This window comes from Actinokineospora sp. PR83, assembly GCF_021056305.1.
GTDB classification, from domain to species: Bacteria; Actinomycetota; Actinomycetes; order Mycobacteriales; family Pseudonocardiaceae; genus Actinokineospora; species Actinokineospora spheciospongiae.
Genome location: NZ_JAJCXD010000016.1, coordinates 155591 through 171100, shown reverse-complemented (window position 1 = coordinate 171100; position 15510 = coordinate 155591). Strand labels below are relative to the sequence as shown.

Genomic DNA, 15510 nt, shown 5'->3' with positions numbered 1-15510 from the left:
GGCTGAGCACCAGCTCCAGCACCACGTCGGCGCGCTCGGCGGTGCCCATCCCGGCCAGCCGCCGCGCGAGGCCGACCGCCGCGGCGGCGGTCGCGGTGCCGCGGCGGGCCCGGGGCCGGATCAGGCCGCGCAGCACGGCCGGGACCTCGTCGCGGGCGCGCAGCCCGGGCAGGTCCAGGCGCACCGGCACGGCCAGGGCGTCCGGTCCGGCCAGGGCCGCGTCGAACAGGGCGAGGCCGTCCGCCGCGGACAGCGGCAGGGCGCCGGTGCGGGCCAGCCGCAGCATGCCGGACTCGCCGAGGGAACCGGTCATGCCCGCGTCGCGGTCCCACGGCCCCCAGGCCAGGGACGCGCCCGGCAGGCCCGCCGCCCGGCGCCGGGCCACCAGGGCGTCGAGGAAGGCATTGCCCGCCGCGTAACCGGACTGCCCGGCCGCGCCCAGCACGCCCGCCGCCGAGGAGAACACCACGAAGGCCGACAGGCCCCCGGCCAGCTCATGCAGGTGCCAGGCCGCGTCGACCTTGGGGCGCAGCACGGCCGCGACCCGCTCCGGGGTCAGCGACGCCAGCACACCGTCGTCCAGGACGCCGGCCGCGTGCAGGACGCCGGTCACCGGCGGCTCGGCCGCCGCGAGCACGGCGGCCAGCGCGTCCCGGTCGGCCACGTCGACGGCGACCACGCGCACCCGCGCGCCCAGCCCGGCGATCGCGGTGACCAGGTCGGCCACGCCGTCGGCGTCGGCGCCGCGCCTGCTGGCCAGCAGCAGGTCGCGCACGCCGTGGTGCTCGGCGAGGTGCCGCGCCGCCAGCGCGCCGATGCCGCTGGTGCCACCGGTGACCAGCACCGCGCCGTCGCCCCAGGAGACGGCGGTGGGTTCCGCGGGCGGGGTCACGCGCGCCAGCCGGGCGGCCAGCGCCACCCCGTCGCGCACCGCGACCTGCGGTTCGCCGGTGCCGAGCGCCACCACCGCATCGGCCTCGGCGTCCAGGGCACCGAACCGGCCGGGGTTCTCCACCTCGACCGCCCGCGCGAAGCCCCACACGGCGGCCTGCGCCGGGTCCACCGACTCGCCGGGCCGCGTGGACGCGCCGCCGCGGGTCGTGAACACCAGCCGCGACCCCGCGCAGCGCTCCTCGGCCAGCCACTCCCGCGCGAGGCCCAGGGCCCACGCGGTGGCGGCGTGCGCGTCGGCGACCGGGTTCCCGGACCCGGCGGGCACGGGCGCCAGCACGACCGGCGGCACCGCACCCGGCAGGTCGGCGATCCCGGCGGCGACCAGCACCTCCAGCCCCGGCAGCGCGGGCACGTCCGGCCCCAGGACGGCGACGGACGCGGGTGCCGCACCACCGGGCACCGGAACCCAGTCCACGCGGAACAGGGCGTCGCGGCCCGGTGCGGCGACCACCGGCGCGTCGGCCAGCGGGCGCAGGGCCAGCGAGTCCACCGACACCAGCGGGGCGCCCGCCGAGTCCGCGACCTCGACCGACACCGCCGACCCGCCCCGGGGCACCAGGCGCACCCTGGCCGCGGCCGCGCCGGTGGCGTGCAGGCGCACACCCTCCCAGGAGAACGGCAGCGCCACGCCGCCGTCGCCCGCGGCGGTGAACCCCACGGCGTGCAGGGCCGCGTCGAGCAGGGCCGGGTGCACGCCGAAGGCCGCGGCGTCGGCCGCGACGTGCTCGGGCAGCGCGACCTCGGCGAACACGGCGCCGTCCGGGGCCAGCCAGGCCGCGGCCAGGCCGCGGAACGCGGGTCCGTACGCCAGGCCCGCCTCGGCGGTGCGGTCGTAGAAGCCGTCCAGGTCCACCGGTTCGGCGCCCGCGGGCGGCCAGGCGGTGGCGTCGAAGTCGCTCGGCTGCTCACCCGGGGCCAGCACACCGTCGGCGTGCCGGGTCCACGGCCGGTCCTCGGCCGAGTCGGTGGCCTCGCCCGCGTCGGGGCGCGAGTAGGCGGTGAGGGTGCGGCGCCCGTCGGCGTCGGGGCCGCCGATCCAGAGCTGCACCTGCACGCCGCCCTGCTCGGGCAGCACCAGCGGTGCGGTCAGGGTCAGCTCGGCGACCCGGCCGCAGCCGACCTCGTCACCGGCGCGGACGGCCAGTTCCAGCAGCGCGGTGCCGGGCAGCACGGTGGTGCCGCGGACGGTGTGGTCGGCCAGCCACGGCTGCGCGGCCAGCGACAGCCTGCCGGTGAGCAGCGCGCCGTCGGAGTCCGCCAGCGACGCGGCGGCGGCCAGCAGCGGGTGGTTGGCCGCGCCGAGCCCGGCGGCGCGCAGGTCGCCGGAGGCGGCGTAGCCGTCGCGCGGCCAGAAGCGGCGCCGTTGGAAGGGGTAGGTGGGCAGGTCGACGCGGCGGGCACCGGTGCCCGCGAAGTAGTCGGCCCAGCGCAACGGCACGCCCAGTGCGTGCAGCCCGGCAGCGGCGGCGGCCATCGCCGCGCCCTCGGGCTGCGCCCCGCGCAGCGAGGCGACGGCGTCGGCCTCGGGCAGGGCTTCGCGCACCAGGGCGCTGAGCACGCCGTCGGGGCCCAGTTCCAGGAATGCCGTGACGCCGTGCTCGTGCAGCCAGGTGAGGCTGTCGTGGAAGCGCACCGCCGCGCGCACGTGCTCGGTCCAGTGGTCGGCGCTGGTGAGCTGCTCGACCCCGCCGCGCAGGCCGGTCACCGCGGTCACCACGGGCAGCAGCGGCTCGTGGAAGGACAGCCCGGCGGCGACCGCGCGGAACTCGTCGAGCACCGGGTCCACCAGCGGCGAGTGGAAGGCGTGCGAGACCCGCAGCCGCCTGGTCTTGTGCCCCAGCTCGGCCAGCAGCCCTTCGATCCCGGCGACTGCCTCGGCCTCGCCCGCCACGACCACCGCGTCCGGCCCGTTGACCGCCGCGAGGGACACGCGGTCGGCGTGCGGTTCGACCAGGGGTGCCACCACGGACTCCGGCGCCCGCACGGAGGTCATGACCCCGCCTGCGGGCAGGGCCTGCATGAGCCGACCGCGGGCGGCGACCAGCGCCGCCGCCTCGGCCAGGTCCAGCACCCCGGCGACGTGCGCGGCGGACAGCTCGCCGATGGAGTGGCCCGCGAGGTAGTCGGGTTGCACACCCCAGGACTCGACCAGCCGGTACAGCGCCACCTCGACGGCGAACAGCGCGGGCTGGGCGTACTCGGTGCGGTTGAGGGTGTGCGCGGTCTTGGCCCACATCACCTCGCGCAGCCCGCGCTCCAGGTGCGGTTCCAGCGCGGCGCACACCTCGTCCAGGGCGTTCGCGAACACCGGGAACCGGTCGTACAGCTCGCGGCCCATGCCCGCGCGCTGCGCGCCCTGCCCGGTGAAGAGCACGGCGAGCTTGGGCCTGCCCCGGGTGGGGCGGCCCGCCGGTGCCTCGCCAGCGGCCAAGGCGGTCAGCCCGGCCCTGGCCTGCTCGGCGTCGGCGGCCACCACGGTCGCGCGGTGCTCGAACCCGGAGCGGGTGGTGGCCAGCGACAGCGCGGTGTCGACCACGCCGTGCTCGTCCACAGTGGACAACAGGCGCCCGGCCTGCGCGGCCAGCGCCTCCCGGGTGCGGCCGGAGAGCACCAGCGGCACCGGGCCCGCCTCGACCGCCGCGGTGGGCGCCGACTCCTCGACGGCGGGCGCCTCCTCGATGATGGCGTGCGCGTTGGTGCCGCTCAGGCCGAACGACGACACACCGGCGCGGCGCGGGCGGTCCGCGTCGGCGGGCCACGGCGTGTGCTCGGTGGCCAGTGCGACGGTCCCGGCCGACCAGTCCACGTGGGACGTCGGCTCGTCCGCGTGCAGGGTCTTGGGCAGCAAACCGTGCCGCAGGGCCAGCACCACCTTGATGACGCCCGCGACACCGGCGGCGGCCTGGGTGTGGCTGATGTTGGACTTCACCGAACCCAGCAGCAGCGGGCGACCGGCGGGCCGGTTGCGGCCGTAGGTGGCCAGCAGCGCCTCGGCCTCCACCGGGTCGCCCAGCGTGGTGCCGGTGCCGTGCGCCTCCACCACGTCGACCTGGTCGGCCGACAGCCGGGCGTTGAGCAGCGCCTGCTCGATGACGCGGACCTGGGACGGGCCGTTGGGCGCGGTGAGGCCGTTGCTCGCGCCGTCCTGGTTGACCGCGGAACCGCGCACCACGGCGAGCACGTGGTGGCCGTTGCGCCGCGCGTCGGACAGCTTCTCCAGCACCAGCACGCCCGCGCCCTCGGCCCAGCCGGTGCCCGAGGCGGAGTCGGCGAAGGAGCGGCAGTGCCCGTCGGTGGCCAGACCGCCCTGCTTGGAGAACTCCACGAACGTGATCGGGCTGGCCATCACGGTCACCCCGCCGACCAGCGCCAGGTCGCACTCCCCCGCCCGCAGCGCGTGCGCGGCCAGGTGCAGCGACACCAGCGACGACGAGCACGCGGTGTCCACGGTGATGGCGGGGCCGACCAGGCCCAGGAAGTACGCCAGCCGCCCGGACACCACGCTGGAGGTGTTGCCGGTCAGCCGGAAGCCGTCGACGTTGTCACCCGCGCCGACCCGGTACTCCTGCGGCATCGCGCCGACGAACACACCGGTCCGGCTGCCCTTGAGCGCCAGCGGGTCGATGCCCGCCCGCTCGACCGCGTCCCAGGCGGTCTCCAACAGCACCCGCTGCTGCGGGTCCATGGACAGGGCCTCGCGCGGGGAGATGCCGAAGAAGTCGGCGTCGAAGGTGGTCGCGTCGTGCAGGAAGCCACCGGAGAGGGTGGCGGAGGTGCCCAGTGCTTCGGGGTCCCAGCCGCGGTCGGTCGGGAAGCCGGTGATGCCGTGCCCGCCGCGGGCCAGCATGTCCCACAGGTCCTCCGGGCTGCGCACGTCGCCGGGGTAGCGGCAGCCCATGCCGACGACGGCCAGCGGCTCGGCCGCCGAGTCCTCCAGCTCCTGGACCCGTTGGCGGGTGCGCCGGAGGTCGACCGTCGCCCGCTTCAGGTAGTCCCGAAGGCGCTGCTCGTTGTCCATCGCACCATCCATTTCGGTTCCGTTCACCAGTGGGCGCCGCCGAGCAGTGTTGATCCCGAACGCCGGAAAATTTCCTAGGACCGGGCCGGGAAAACGCGGCGAAACCTAGGGAATTGCGTGCTGTGGCCGCGACACGCTGCGCGAGCGCGCCGCACCGGGGACAGCGGCGCGCGGGCGGCCCGCTGTCCCCGGACCGCCGAACCCCGGACCCGGGAGTGCCGTGTGCTTCTCCGACTGCTCAGGACCGCACTGCGCCCCTACCGCGGCGCGGTCGCGCTGGTCGTCGCGTTGCAGGTCGTGCAGACGGTGGCGTTCCTGCTGCTGCCGACCCTCAACGCGTGGATCATCGACCGGGGCCTGCTGGCGGGCTCGGTTCCCACCATCTGGCGGCTGGGCGGCGTCATGGTGGTGGTCGCCGCCGTGCAGCTCGCGGCCCGGCTGGGGGCGCAGTACTTCGGCGCCCGCACTGCCGCCGCGGTCGGCCGCGACCTGCGCTCGGCGGTCTACCGCCGGGTGCAGCGGTTCTCCGCGCACGAGATCGGCCGGTTCGGCACGTCCTCGCTGAGCACCCGGACGCTCAACGACGTGCAGCAGGTCCAGGCGGTCACCGCGGACGGTCTCAACAGCATCATCGCCGCACCGATCATGTGCGTGATGAGCGTGGTGCTCGCCTTGCAGCAGGACGTGCCGCTGGCGCTGGTGCTGGTCGTGCTGGTGCCCGCCACCGCCGTGGTGGTCGTGCTGCTCCTGGCCAGGATGACCAGCCTCTACAGCCGCATCCAGGTGGGCGTGGACCGGATGAACCAGCTTCTGCGGGAGCAGGTCACCGGGGTCCGGGTGGTGCGCGCGTTCGTCCGGCACGATCACGAGCGGCAGCGCTTCGCCGAGGCCAACACCGACACCTTCCTGCTCACCCGCCGGGCGCGCAGGCTCGCCGCCGCCGTCTTCCCGCTGGTGCTGCTGATGGGCAACGGGACCACCGTGCTCGTGGTGTGGATCGGGGCCGGGCGGATCGGCTCCGGCGAACTGCGGCTGGGCGCGCTGAGCGCCTTCATCGGCTACGTCGTGCTGGTGCTCACCGCGATGGTGATCGCCATCTACGTCACGCTCACCGTGCCCAGGGCGCGGGCCGCCGCCCGGCGCGTCAGCCAGGTGCTCGACACCCGACCGGAGCTGACCCGACCCGCCGACCCGGCCGTCGAGCAGCCGCGGCGGGCCCACCTCGACCTGCGCGGGGTGGGCTTCCGCTACCCCGGCGCGGAGGAGGCGTTCCTGCGCGACATCGACCTCACCGCCCGGCCGGGCCGGACACTGGCCGTCATCGGCGGCACCGGCAGCGGCAAGACGACGCTGCTGAACCTGGTGGTGCGCGCGTTCGACGCGACCACCGGGACCGTGCTGGTCAACGGGGTGGACGTGCGCGACCTGACCGACGAGGCGCGCAGCCGCGCGGTCGGGTTGGTCCCGCAGCAGCCGTACCTGTTCGCCGGGACCGTCGAGTCCAACCTGCGCTGGGGCGACGACGCGGCCACCGAGGCCGAGCTGTGGCACGCGCTGGAGGTGGCGCAGGCGCGCGACTTCGTGGCCGCGATGCCGGGCGGGCTGCGCGCGGAGATCACCCAGGGCGGTTCCAACGTCTCCGGCGGGCAGCGGCAGCGGTTGGCCCTGGCGCGGGCCCTGGTGCGGCGCCCCGGGGTCTACCTGTTCGACGACTGCTTCTCCGGTCTCGACTACGGCACCGAGGCCCGGCTGCGGGCGGCGCTGGCACCGGAGGTGACCGACGCCGCGGTGGTGGTCGTCGCCCAGCGGGTGAGCACCATCCGCGGCGCCGACGAGATCGTGGTGCTGGAGGAGGGCCGCGTCGTGGGCCGCGGCACGCACGGGGAGCTGGTGGCGGGCAACCGCACCTACCAGGAGATCGTGCGCTCCCAGCTCACCCGCGAGGAGGAGGTCGCGTGAGCGGGCAGGACGGGGTGTCCGACCGCGGGGGGACGCTGCGCGCGGTCGCGCGGCTGCTGCGCCCGCACCGCCTGGTGCTCATCACCGGGCTGCTGGTCAGCCTGGCCGGGATCGTGGTGAACACCACCGCCCCGCTGGTGCTCGGGCGGGCCACCGACCTCGTGCTGGCCGGGGTGGCGGGGGCCGGCCTGCAACCGGGGCTGTCCAAGGACCAGGCGCTGGCCCAGTTGCGCGCGGACGGCAACGACACGCTCGCCTCGGTGTACGCGACGGTGGACGTGGTGCCCGGCACCGGGATCGACTTCGGCGCGGTGGGGTCGGTGCTGCTCCTCGCGCTGCTGCTGTTCACGGTCGGGTCCGCCTGCGGTTTCGTGCAGGAGCGGGTCGCGGCGAACGTGGTGCAGGAGGTGGCCAGGGACCTGCGGGAACGGGTGGAGGCGAAGCTGTCGCGGCTGCCGCTGTCCTACTTCGACGCACACTCCCGGGGTGAACTGCTGGGCCGGATCACCAACGACGTGGACAACCTCCAACAGGTGCTCCAGCAAACCCTGGGCCAACTCTTCTCTGCCGTGCTGTACTCGGTCTCCCTGATCGCGCTGATGTTCGTCATCTCCCCGATCCTGGCGATCTCGCTGCTGGTGAGCGTCCCGGTGTGCACGGTGGTGGCCACGCTGCTCAGCGCCAGGGCCCGGCCGCGCTTCGACGAGCAGTGGGCCGCCACCGGCGCCCTGGCCGCGCACGTCGAGGACACGTACACCGGGCACGCGCTGGTGCGTGCGTTCGGGCGGCGGGCCCGCGGCGAGGCGGAGTTCGACGCGCACAACGACGCGGCGTACCGGGCGGGCTCCTCGGCGCAGTTCCTGGCCGAGACGATCGAACCCGCGCTGCTGTTCGTGACGAACCTGAACTACGTCGTCGTCGCGGTCGTCGGCGCGCTGCGGGTGGCCGCGGGGGCCCTGTCGATCGGCGACGTGCAGGCGTTCATGCAGTACGCCAACGTCTTCAGCAACCAGGTGGGCCAGGTCGGTGCCGCCGTGGGGAAGTTCCAGTCCGGCCTGGTCTCGGCCGAGCGCGTGTTCGCGCTGCTCGACGCCGAGGAGGAGCCCGCCGACCCGGCCTCGCCCGCGACGCCCGCCACCACCACCGGCCGGGTGGAGTTCGAGGACGTGGGTTTCCGCTACACCCCGGACCGCCCGCTGATCGAGGGCCTGTCGCTGTCGGTCCCCCCGGGTGCGACGGTGGCGATCGTGGGCCCCACCGGTGCGGGCAAGACCACCCTGGGCAACCTGCTGATGCGCTTCTGCGAGCCCGACTCCGGGCGGATCCTGCTCGATGGCGTGGACATCGCGTCGATGCGGCGGGCGGACCTGCGGTCCCGGATGGGCCTGGTGCCCCAGGACACCTGGCTGTTCGAGGGAACCGTGGCCGAGAACATCGCCTACGGCCGCCCCGGCGCGAGCCGGGAGGAGGTCGTGGCCGCGGCGAAAGCCATGCGGGTGGACCACTTCGTCCGGACGCTGCCCTCGGGCTACGACACGGTGCTCGACGAGACGACGGGCATCAGCGCGGGCGAGAAGCAGCTCATCACCGTGGCGCGGGCCTTCCTGGCGGGCCCGTCGGTGCTGGTCTTGGACGAGGCGACCAGTTCCGTGGACACCCGCAGCGAACTGCTGGTGCAGCGGGCCATGGCCGACCTGCGCCGGGGCCGGACCAGCTTCGTGATCGCGCACCGGCTCTCCACCGTCCGCGACGCCGACCTGATCCTGGTGATGCGCGGCGGCAGCATCGTCGAACGCGGCACCCACGAGGAACTCCTCGCCGCGGGCGGGGCCTACACCGCCCTGGTCAACTCCCAGTTCGCCGCCACCCCGTGACGACCCGCCCGCGGGGGGCGCAACACCCCAGCCCTAGGGATTTTCGGTCGGTCGCGCCTCGACACTGGCCCTCGTCCCGCGACCGTCGAGAGGAACGACCGTGACCTCAGCCGATGAGCTGCCGAAGATGACCGAGATGTTCTCGCCCCTGTTCGGGCGCAACGACTACCTCCGGGAACTCCAGGCGGGAAAACCGATCTGGAAGGTCCGCACCCTCGCGGGCGACGAGGCGTGGCTGGTGGTGCGGCACGCGGAGATCCGCGCGCTGCTGGTGGACCGCAAGCTGGTGCGCTCGCACCCCGACCCGGACAACGCGGCGCAGTACGTGCGCAGCCCCATCTTCGACATGGTCCGGTCGGAGCCGATCGACCACGCCGACTTCCGCGCCGTGCTCACCCCGTTCTTCTCCCGTGCCTCGATGCGGCGGATGGAACCGGTCGTGGTGTCGATCGTGGACGAGCTGGTGGAGGCGCTGGCCGCCCGCACACCCCCGGTGGAGGTGCAGGAGCAGTTCTCCGTTCCGATGGGGATGCGGGTGCTGTGCGCGTTCGTCGGCGTCCCGGACGAGGACTGGGCGGCGCTGCACGGCATGCTCTACGAGATGGCCACCATCGACGCCGACGGGGATCACGCCACCCGGTACACCACCAAGGTGGGCCAGTACCTGCGGGAACTGCTCACCCGCAAGCGCGCGGAACCGGGCGCGGACGTGCTGTCCGGGCTGATCGGGTCAGGCCTGTCCGACGACGAGGTGGCGCGGCTGGGCACCATGCTCATCTTCGCGGGCGGCGACAGCGTGTCCAACAGCGTCGGCTACGCCCTCGGCAGGCTGGCGGCGAACCCGCGCCTGCGGGACGCGCTGATCGAGGACACCGACCTCGTCCCAGCCGCTGTGGAGGAACTGCTGCGCACCGCCACCTACGGCGGCGGCGCGCACCCGCACTACGCCGCCCAGGACATCGAGATCGCCGGGGTGACCATCCGCGCCGGGGACCTCGTGCTGCCCGACTTCGCACTGGCGAACTTCGACGAGCGGGCCTTCGACAACCCCGACGAGATCGACTTCACCAGGCAGTCCAACCCGCACCTGGCGTTCGCGCACGGCGTCTGGCACTGCCTCGGCGCGCCGCTGGCCCGGATGGAGCTGGCCATCGCGGTCCGGGCGCTGCTGGCCCGGTTCCCGACGCTGTGCCTGCCCGACGTGGCGGAGCGCCCGGGCGCCAAGGACCAGGCCAGGCTCGGCTCCACGATGGACCGGCTCGTCCTCGCCTGGTGAACGGCCCGGTCGTCGAGGTGCGCACGGCCGCCCTGTTCGCCCGCGTCCCCCACTACCGCCTCGCGGTCCCGATCGACGACATCCCCATGACCAGCGACCCCCAGCTGGGCGGGGGTGTCGCCGAACCCCCGGTGGCCTGGTAGGCGGTCGTGCCGCAGGAACGACGTCCGCACCACCGGCCGACGTCGTTCCGGCGGCACCTCCCCCCAGCAGGTTCGTCAGCGGCCGGGCCGCCCTCGTCCAGGGTGGCCGCGACGGCACCGACCTCTGCGCGCCCCGCACTCCACATCAAGGTGCTTTTCGCTTCCAGGGCGCCTCCAGGTCCACCCAGTAGTGGTGCCCCTGCGACAGGTAGTCGATCTCCCCTCGGGAGGGGATCACCGATTCGATCACATCGTCGCGGATCACGATGTCGAATTCGAGGTCTTCGTCGTCGTAGCGGCAATGCGGACACGACTGGGCGCTGTCGCCCTGCACGCCGATCAGGTGGTGGCCCGGTTCCCCTTCGGCCTGGTCTGGACCATCCCACACCACCGAGTCGCCGACGTGGTACTTGTGGAGCCCGACTTCGGCGAACTGGTACTGCACCCACCGAGAGCTCCTGTGGTGACAGCGAGAGCATTCGACTTCCTCGGAACTGAGGACCACGTTGAACATCCCCATCAGTAGCTCCTTCGCTTCCACCGCACCCCACGGCGACCGACCCGTTCCTTCACCCCACCGAAGCACCCTCTCACCTGCCCTCGCACTGCCCACACCCACACGAACACGACGACCGACCCTCGCTTGAAGACGAACCCCGCGACCTCAGGGTTCCGGGCGTCACCTGGAGGGCGGTCCGGTCGTGATCCGGTCCAACCACTCGGTGAGCAGTCGGCGCTCGGCGGGGCTGAGCACGTCGAGGTCCGGCACTGCGGTGCGCAGGGCTGCCGCCGCCGCGGTCGCTCCGTTGGTGGGCGGCGTCCGCGCCTCGGTGAGGATCGCGTTGAGCAGCGCTTGGTACGCGGTGTCGGCCAAGGCGGGGTTTCGGCGGTCGGGGGCTTCGGCGATCAGGGCGAGGATGGTGCCCGTGCCGACCGCGTGGGTCAGGTCCGCGGCGAGCTGTTCGCCGACGCGCAGGCGACCGGTGGCCGCGATGCGCCTGATGCGGGCCAGCAGGACCTCGCGCCCCGCCCGGGTGGCGGGTGAGGTGGACGTTCGGCGCGGGTCGACCACGAGGGCGTAGACGGCGGGGTTGGCGAGACCGAAACCGATGTGCAGGTCCCAGCCGGTGCGGAAGTCCTCCAGCGGGTCGGCGCCGTGGTCGACGGCCTTGTGCCCCGCGTACGCGGCGTACGCGTGCTCGGCGACCGCATCGAGCAGGCCGTCCTTGTCCCCGAACAGCCGGTAGATCGCGGGTGGTTGCAGACCGGCAGCCGCGGCGACGGCCCGCGTCGTGACCGCGTCCGGTCCGTGTGCGGTCAGCAGGTCCATCGCGACCTCGATCAGCTGGGTCCGGTTCTGCGCGGCGGCCACCATGGTTCCAACGATAGCGGATCGTTGCTAACAGCGTGATATCACTGATAGCTTGCGAATGATTCCAATGGAAACGAGGCTGTCATGATCATCGTGACCGGAGCGACGGGGCGACTCGGCCGCCGCGTCGTCGAGCGGCTGCTCGAACGACTTCCCGCGGACCAGGTCGGCGTCAGCGTGCGCGAGCCCGCGAAGGCGCGGCACCTCGCCGACCGCGGGGTCCAGGTCCGCCGGGGGGACTTCGCCGAGCCCGCGACGCTGCCCGGGGCTTTCGCCGATGCCGAACAGGCGTTGCTGGTGTCCAGCGACAGGTTCGGCGAGGAAGCGCTTCGCCTGCACCGCGCCGCGGTGTCGGCTGCGGTCCGGGCCGGGGTGGGGCGCGTCCTCTACACCAGCCACCAGGGGGCCGCCGCGGACTCGCTGTTCGCGGCGATGCCCGACCACGCGGCCACCGAGGAGGTCTTGGCCGAGGCGGGTGTGCCGTGGACGTCGCTGCGCAACGGCTTCTACGCGTCCACCGTGCAGCAGTTGGTGGGGCGGGCCCGGGAGACCGGAGAGCTGCGCGCCCCCGAGGACGGCCCGGTGTCCTGGACCACCCACGACGACCTGGCCGAAGCGGCCGCGATCGTGCTCGCCGAGCCGGGGCGCTTCGACGGGCCGACCCCGCCGCTGACGGCCGGGCAGGCGCTCGACCTCGCCGACGTCGCCGCGATCCTCTCCGAGTCGGCCGGGCGTGCGATCCGCCGGGTCACGGTCGACGACGAGGACTACGTGGCCGACCTGGTGGGGCACGGGATGCCGGAGCCCCACGCCCGGGCCATGCTCGGGGTCTTCCTCGCGTCGCGCCGCGGGGAGTTCGCGGTCGTCGACCCGACGCTGCGGGACTTGCTCGGACGTCCGCCGCGAAGCGTGCGGGACCTGCTCACCGCGTCCTCGCACTCATCCGGCCAGGCCGCGCACACGACGTGACCGCTCGGCGGCACCTCCCCTCGGCGGTCGACCAGTTCTTCGAGCCGCGGTTCAGCGCCCCAGTCGCCGCAGGACGTCGGTCGTGATCGAGGTCATCAGGGTCTCCGTGGTCCGGACGGCGGCGGCGGGCGGGGTTTCGACGTACCCGTAGCTGATGGCGATCCGGAGGACGTTGTGCCCGACCGCGATGGCGTTCTGCCGGAACACGAAAACCGCCGTCCTGCCGCTCTTCACGGCGGTCTGGGTGACGGACACGACCCTGCTCGGGTGGGGCTGTCCGGTGTTCGACAGGATCCGCATGGTCCCGTCCCAGAACGGGGTGTCGAAGTCCTCCGCCGGGAGCCGGAACTCCGGACAAGCCGCGACCTCCCGGTCGATGCCGGAGAGGTCCTGGGGATCGGTGTGGGACTCCAGGGACACGGCGACGTCCATGCCGCTGACCGTGCCTTCGGCGGTGACGCTGTACGCCCTCTCCAGTTCCACCGCAGGCGCTGAGGCCGCCTCCGCTGCCGCCACCTCCCTGATCACGTCATCGCACGACTTCGGTTGGAAGGTCACCCCGGTGGCGGGCGGCAACGGCTCTTCCGCCTCGAACGGTCGGGGCATCAGCGCGGGCAGACCGGAGAGCGCCGCGGTCGCTGTCGTGCTGTCCAGCGGCCGACCGGGATCGGCCGTCCCCGGGACGGCGGGAAGCGGCTCCGGGACCTGGTGGGGCGAGGCGGCCAGGCTGAACCGGGTGTCGCCTTCCCGCACGGTCACCGGGGTCAGGAACCCGCCGACCAGGAGCAGAGCCAGACCGGCGGTGGCCAGGCACGCGAGCGGGCCCCACGCGAACGCGCGGGGTCCGCGAGCGGAGCGCCTGGTCACGGCGATCACGACGAGCGCGACCGGCGCGCACACCAGGAGCGCCACGAACAACGACCAGGTGGGGTTCCGCACGGCCATCCACACCATGGTCCAGTTGCGACCGATGTCATCGGCGAAGGTCACCGCGTACTGGACCGAACCCGCCCACAGCACAGCGGACACCGAGGTGGCCACCGCGGTCGGCACCGACCTGCCGACCACCAGCGCGGTGAGCAGGGCCACGACCCCGACCAGTGCGCTGACCCACCCCATCTGGATGACGAGGAACATCCGCCGGTCCACGTCGTCGCTGTGGCGCAGGACCAGCGACAGGCCCGCGGCCACACCACCCACCGTGCCGGTGAGCAGGGCGATCCCCGAGCACTGGCGCACGACCGACCACCCCGCGGGCCGATTCCCCCACACGACCAGGAGCACCCCCGCCAGCACCACCCACAGGGTGTGGCCCCAGAGGTCGAACCCCACCGTCGCCAGGTGGAACCGCACCGCGGCGAGGTCGTCGAACATGGTGTAACCGATCATGCTGTAGGTCACGGCGGTGATCGCGCCCCCGAGCACCGCGGCCACGGCGACCACCGCACCCACCCGGGCGAGCCGCGAGGCACGGGCGCCGGACGCCTGGGCGCAGCCGATCGCGAAGGCGGTGGCCGCGAAGCTCACGACGACCAGGAACAGCAGCAGGACCGGCCACCGCGGCCCCACCGTACTCGCGATCCGGGAGTCCGCACCGGGCGGGTGCGCGAGGAACCCCAGCACCAGCCCGCACATCGACCCCACCCACGGCGACACCCACCCCGCCTCCCCCGCGGCGCGACGCGTCCAAGCGGGCACCACGATGACCGCCCACACCAGTGCGCCCAGACCGGCCGAGATCGTGAGCGGCCACCGCTGCTCGTCGAACAGCGAGCCGAAGGTGTCCTGCGATAGCTGGAGGGCGAACTGGTAGGCGAACATGGCCGCCAACCCCGCTGCCGCGCTGAACAGGAACCCGCTCTCCCATAGCCGGGCCTTGCCGACCTCCTGCCGTTCCTCCGGGGTCGGGTGCACGGCGAAGACCTGGCGCAGCCGGGAGACCGGTTCCCCGGCCGGGGAAACCGCTGTCCGAACGGCTTCGCGATCGCCCAGGGCCTCCGCCGCGTACTCGTCCGCCACCAGCTCGCGGCGCCTGAGCAACGCGGCGCGCAGCAGCAGGGCGGCGACCGCCGCGACGACCGCCGTGATCACGGACCCGTTGTAGTACCGGAGGACCAGGGAGAACTTCAGGCTCGACGCCACGCTCAGCACGAACGCGGGCACGAGCAGCCACCCCGTCCACCAGACCGCCGAGGCCCACAGCAGGTCCCGCGACCGGATGTGCCCGAATTCGTGCAGGACCACCACGTCGAACGCGGTGACCGGCGCGTGCTCGTACGCCGAGGGCACCACCACCCAGGGCGATCGGAAGGGCAGACCCGTCGTGTAGGCGGTGCGCACGCCGGAGGCCGGTGGCACGAGCACCAGCCTGGGCCGGGAGCGCCCCAGCAGCCCCTGGCTGTCGCACAGGACTCCGAACCGCTCGGCGAGCGCCGCCACCGCGACCTCCCGGCGGTGGAGCCTGCGGCGGTCGGCGAACCCGCCGACCAGCATGAGGAGCAGGGCCACCGCGGGGAGCACCAGCGCGCCGACCAGTGCGGCCGTTCCGTGTTGCGCGGTGTAGTCCGCCGTGCACGCCGCGAGCGTGTCCTTCAGGTGGAGGGGAATGCTCTGCCACCCGACCGGGTCATCCCCCGGTACGACCCCGGTCCCGGCCAGGCAGGCCAGCGCGACGGCGTTGCCACCGAAGTTGTTGACCTCGAAGAACGCCTGCGCGGCCCCGGCACCCGCACTGGCGAGCATCAGCAGGACGAGCAGGTGGACCCACCACAACCGCCGCGGTACGCCCGCTCGCCGCAAAGTCACCATGCCCCGGGGTCGACCCGAGGTGGCATCGCGTTACGGTCGACCACGGGTAACGAACATGATCGTCCGGAACCGTAATGCCCCCCGGTCGCACGACGATGACCAGGCAAGACCCGCAACCACGATCGGATGGTCGGATG

9 protein-coding genes are annotated in these 15510 nt (G+C 73.7%); 5 read left to right on the top strand and 4 right to left on the bottom strand.

Annotated elements, in window-relative coordinates; translation table 11 throughout:
- The coding region (locus tag L6E12_RS05750; RefSeq protein WP_236226832.1) for a type I polyketide synthase at positions 1-4972 on the bottom strand (4972 nt) is incomplete at its 3' end.
- A gap of 222 nt (positions 4973-5194) precedes the next feature.
- Between L6E12_RS05750 and L6E12_RS05745 the strand changes: the two genes are divergently transcribed.
- The 4 genes from L6E12_RS05745 to L6E12_RS05730 all read left to right on the top strand — a co-directional run bounded on the left by L6E12_RS05745 (position 5195) and on the right by L6E12_RS05730 (position 10224).
- Positions 5195-6931, top strand: a complete 1737-nt coding sequence (locus tag L6E12_RS05745) for an ABC transporter ATP-binding protein (protein WP_236226831.1) — start codon at positions 5195-5197, stop codon at positions 6929-6931.
- Positions 6928-8805 carry an ABC transporter ATP-binding protein gene (locus L6E12_RS05740; protein WP_236226830.1) on the top strand — a complete coding sequence of 626 codons (1878 nt, stop codon included), beginning with the start codon at positions 6928-6930 and terminating at the stop codon, positions 8803-8805. Before L6E12_RS05745 ends, L6E12_RS05740 begins: the two co-directional genes overlap by 4 nt.
- A gap of 100 nt (positions 8806-8905) precedes the next feature.
- Positions 8906-10081, top strand: a complete 1176-nt coding sequence (locus L6E12_RS35300; protein ID WP_236226829.1) for a cytochrome P450 — start codon at positions 8906-8908, stop codon at positions 10079-10081.
- Complete coding sequence (locus tag L6E12_RS05730; RefSeq protein WP_236226828.1) at positions 10078-10224, top strand: hypothetical protein; 147 nt, start codon at positions 10078-10080, stop codon at positions 10222-10224. Before L6E12_RS35300 ends, L6E12_RS05730 begins: the two co-directional genes overlap by 4 nt.
- Before the next feature lie 145 nt (positions 10225-10369).
- On the opposite strand, the gene L6E12_RS05725 is transcribed toward L6E12_RS05730, so the two are convergent.
- Entirely contained in the window at positions 10370-10669 is a 300-nt protein-coding gene (locus L6E12_RS05725) for a hypothetical protein (RefSeq protein WP_236226827.1), read from the bottom strand.
- A gap of 234 nt (positions 10670-10903) precedes the next feature.
- Positions 10904-11599: a TetR/AcrR family transcriptional regulator gene (locus tag L6E12_RS05720; RefSeq protein WP_236226826.1), complete on the bottom strand. Its 696-nt coding sequence runs from the start codon at positions 11597-11599 to the stop codon at positions 10904-10906.
- Between the two features lie 81 nt (positions 11600-11680).
- On the opposite strand from L6E12_RS05720, the gene L6E12_RS05715 reads away from it, so the two are divergent.
- Positions 11681-12565: an SDR family oxidoreductase gene (locus L6E12_RS05715; RefSeq protein WP_236226825.1), complete on the top strand. Its 885-nt coding sequence runs from the start codon at positions 11681-11683 to the stop codon at positions 12563-12565.
- 51 nt (positions 12566-12616) lie between these two features.
- Here the strand turns inward: L6E12_RS05715 and L6E12_RS05710 are convergent, their stop codons facing one another.
- On the bottom strand, positions 12617-15373 hold the full coding sequence (locus L6E12_RS05710) for a M48 family metalloprotease (RefSeq protein WP_236226824.1): 2757 nt from the start codon (positions 15371-15373) through the stop codon (positions 12617-12619).
- Positions 15374-15510: the final 137 nt, after the last annotated feature.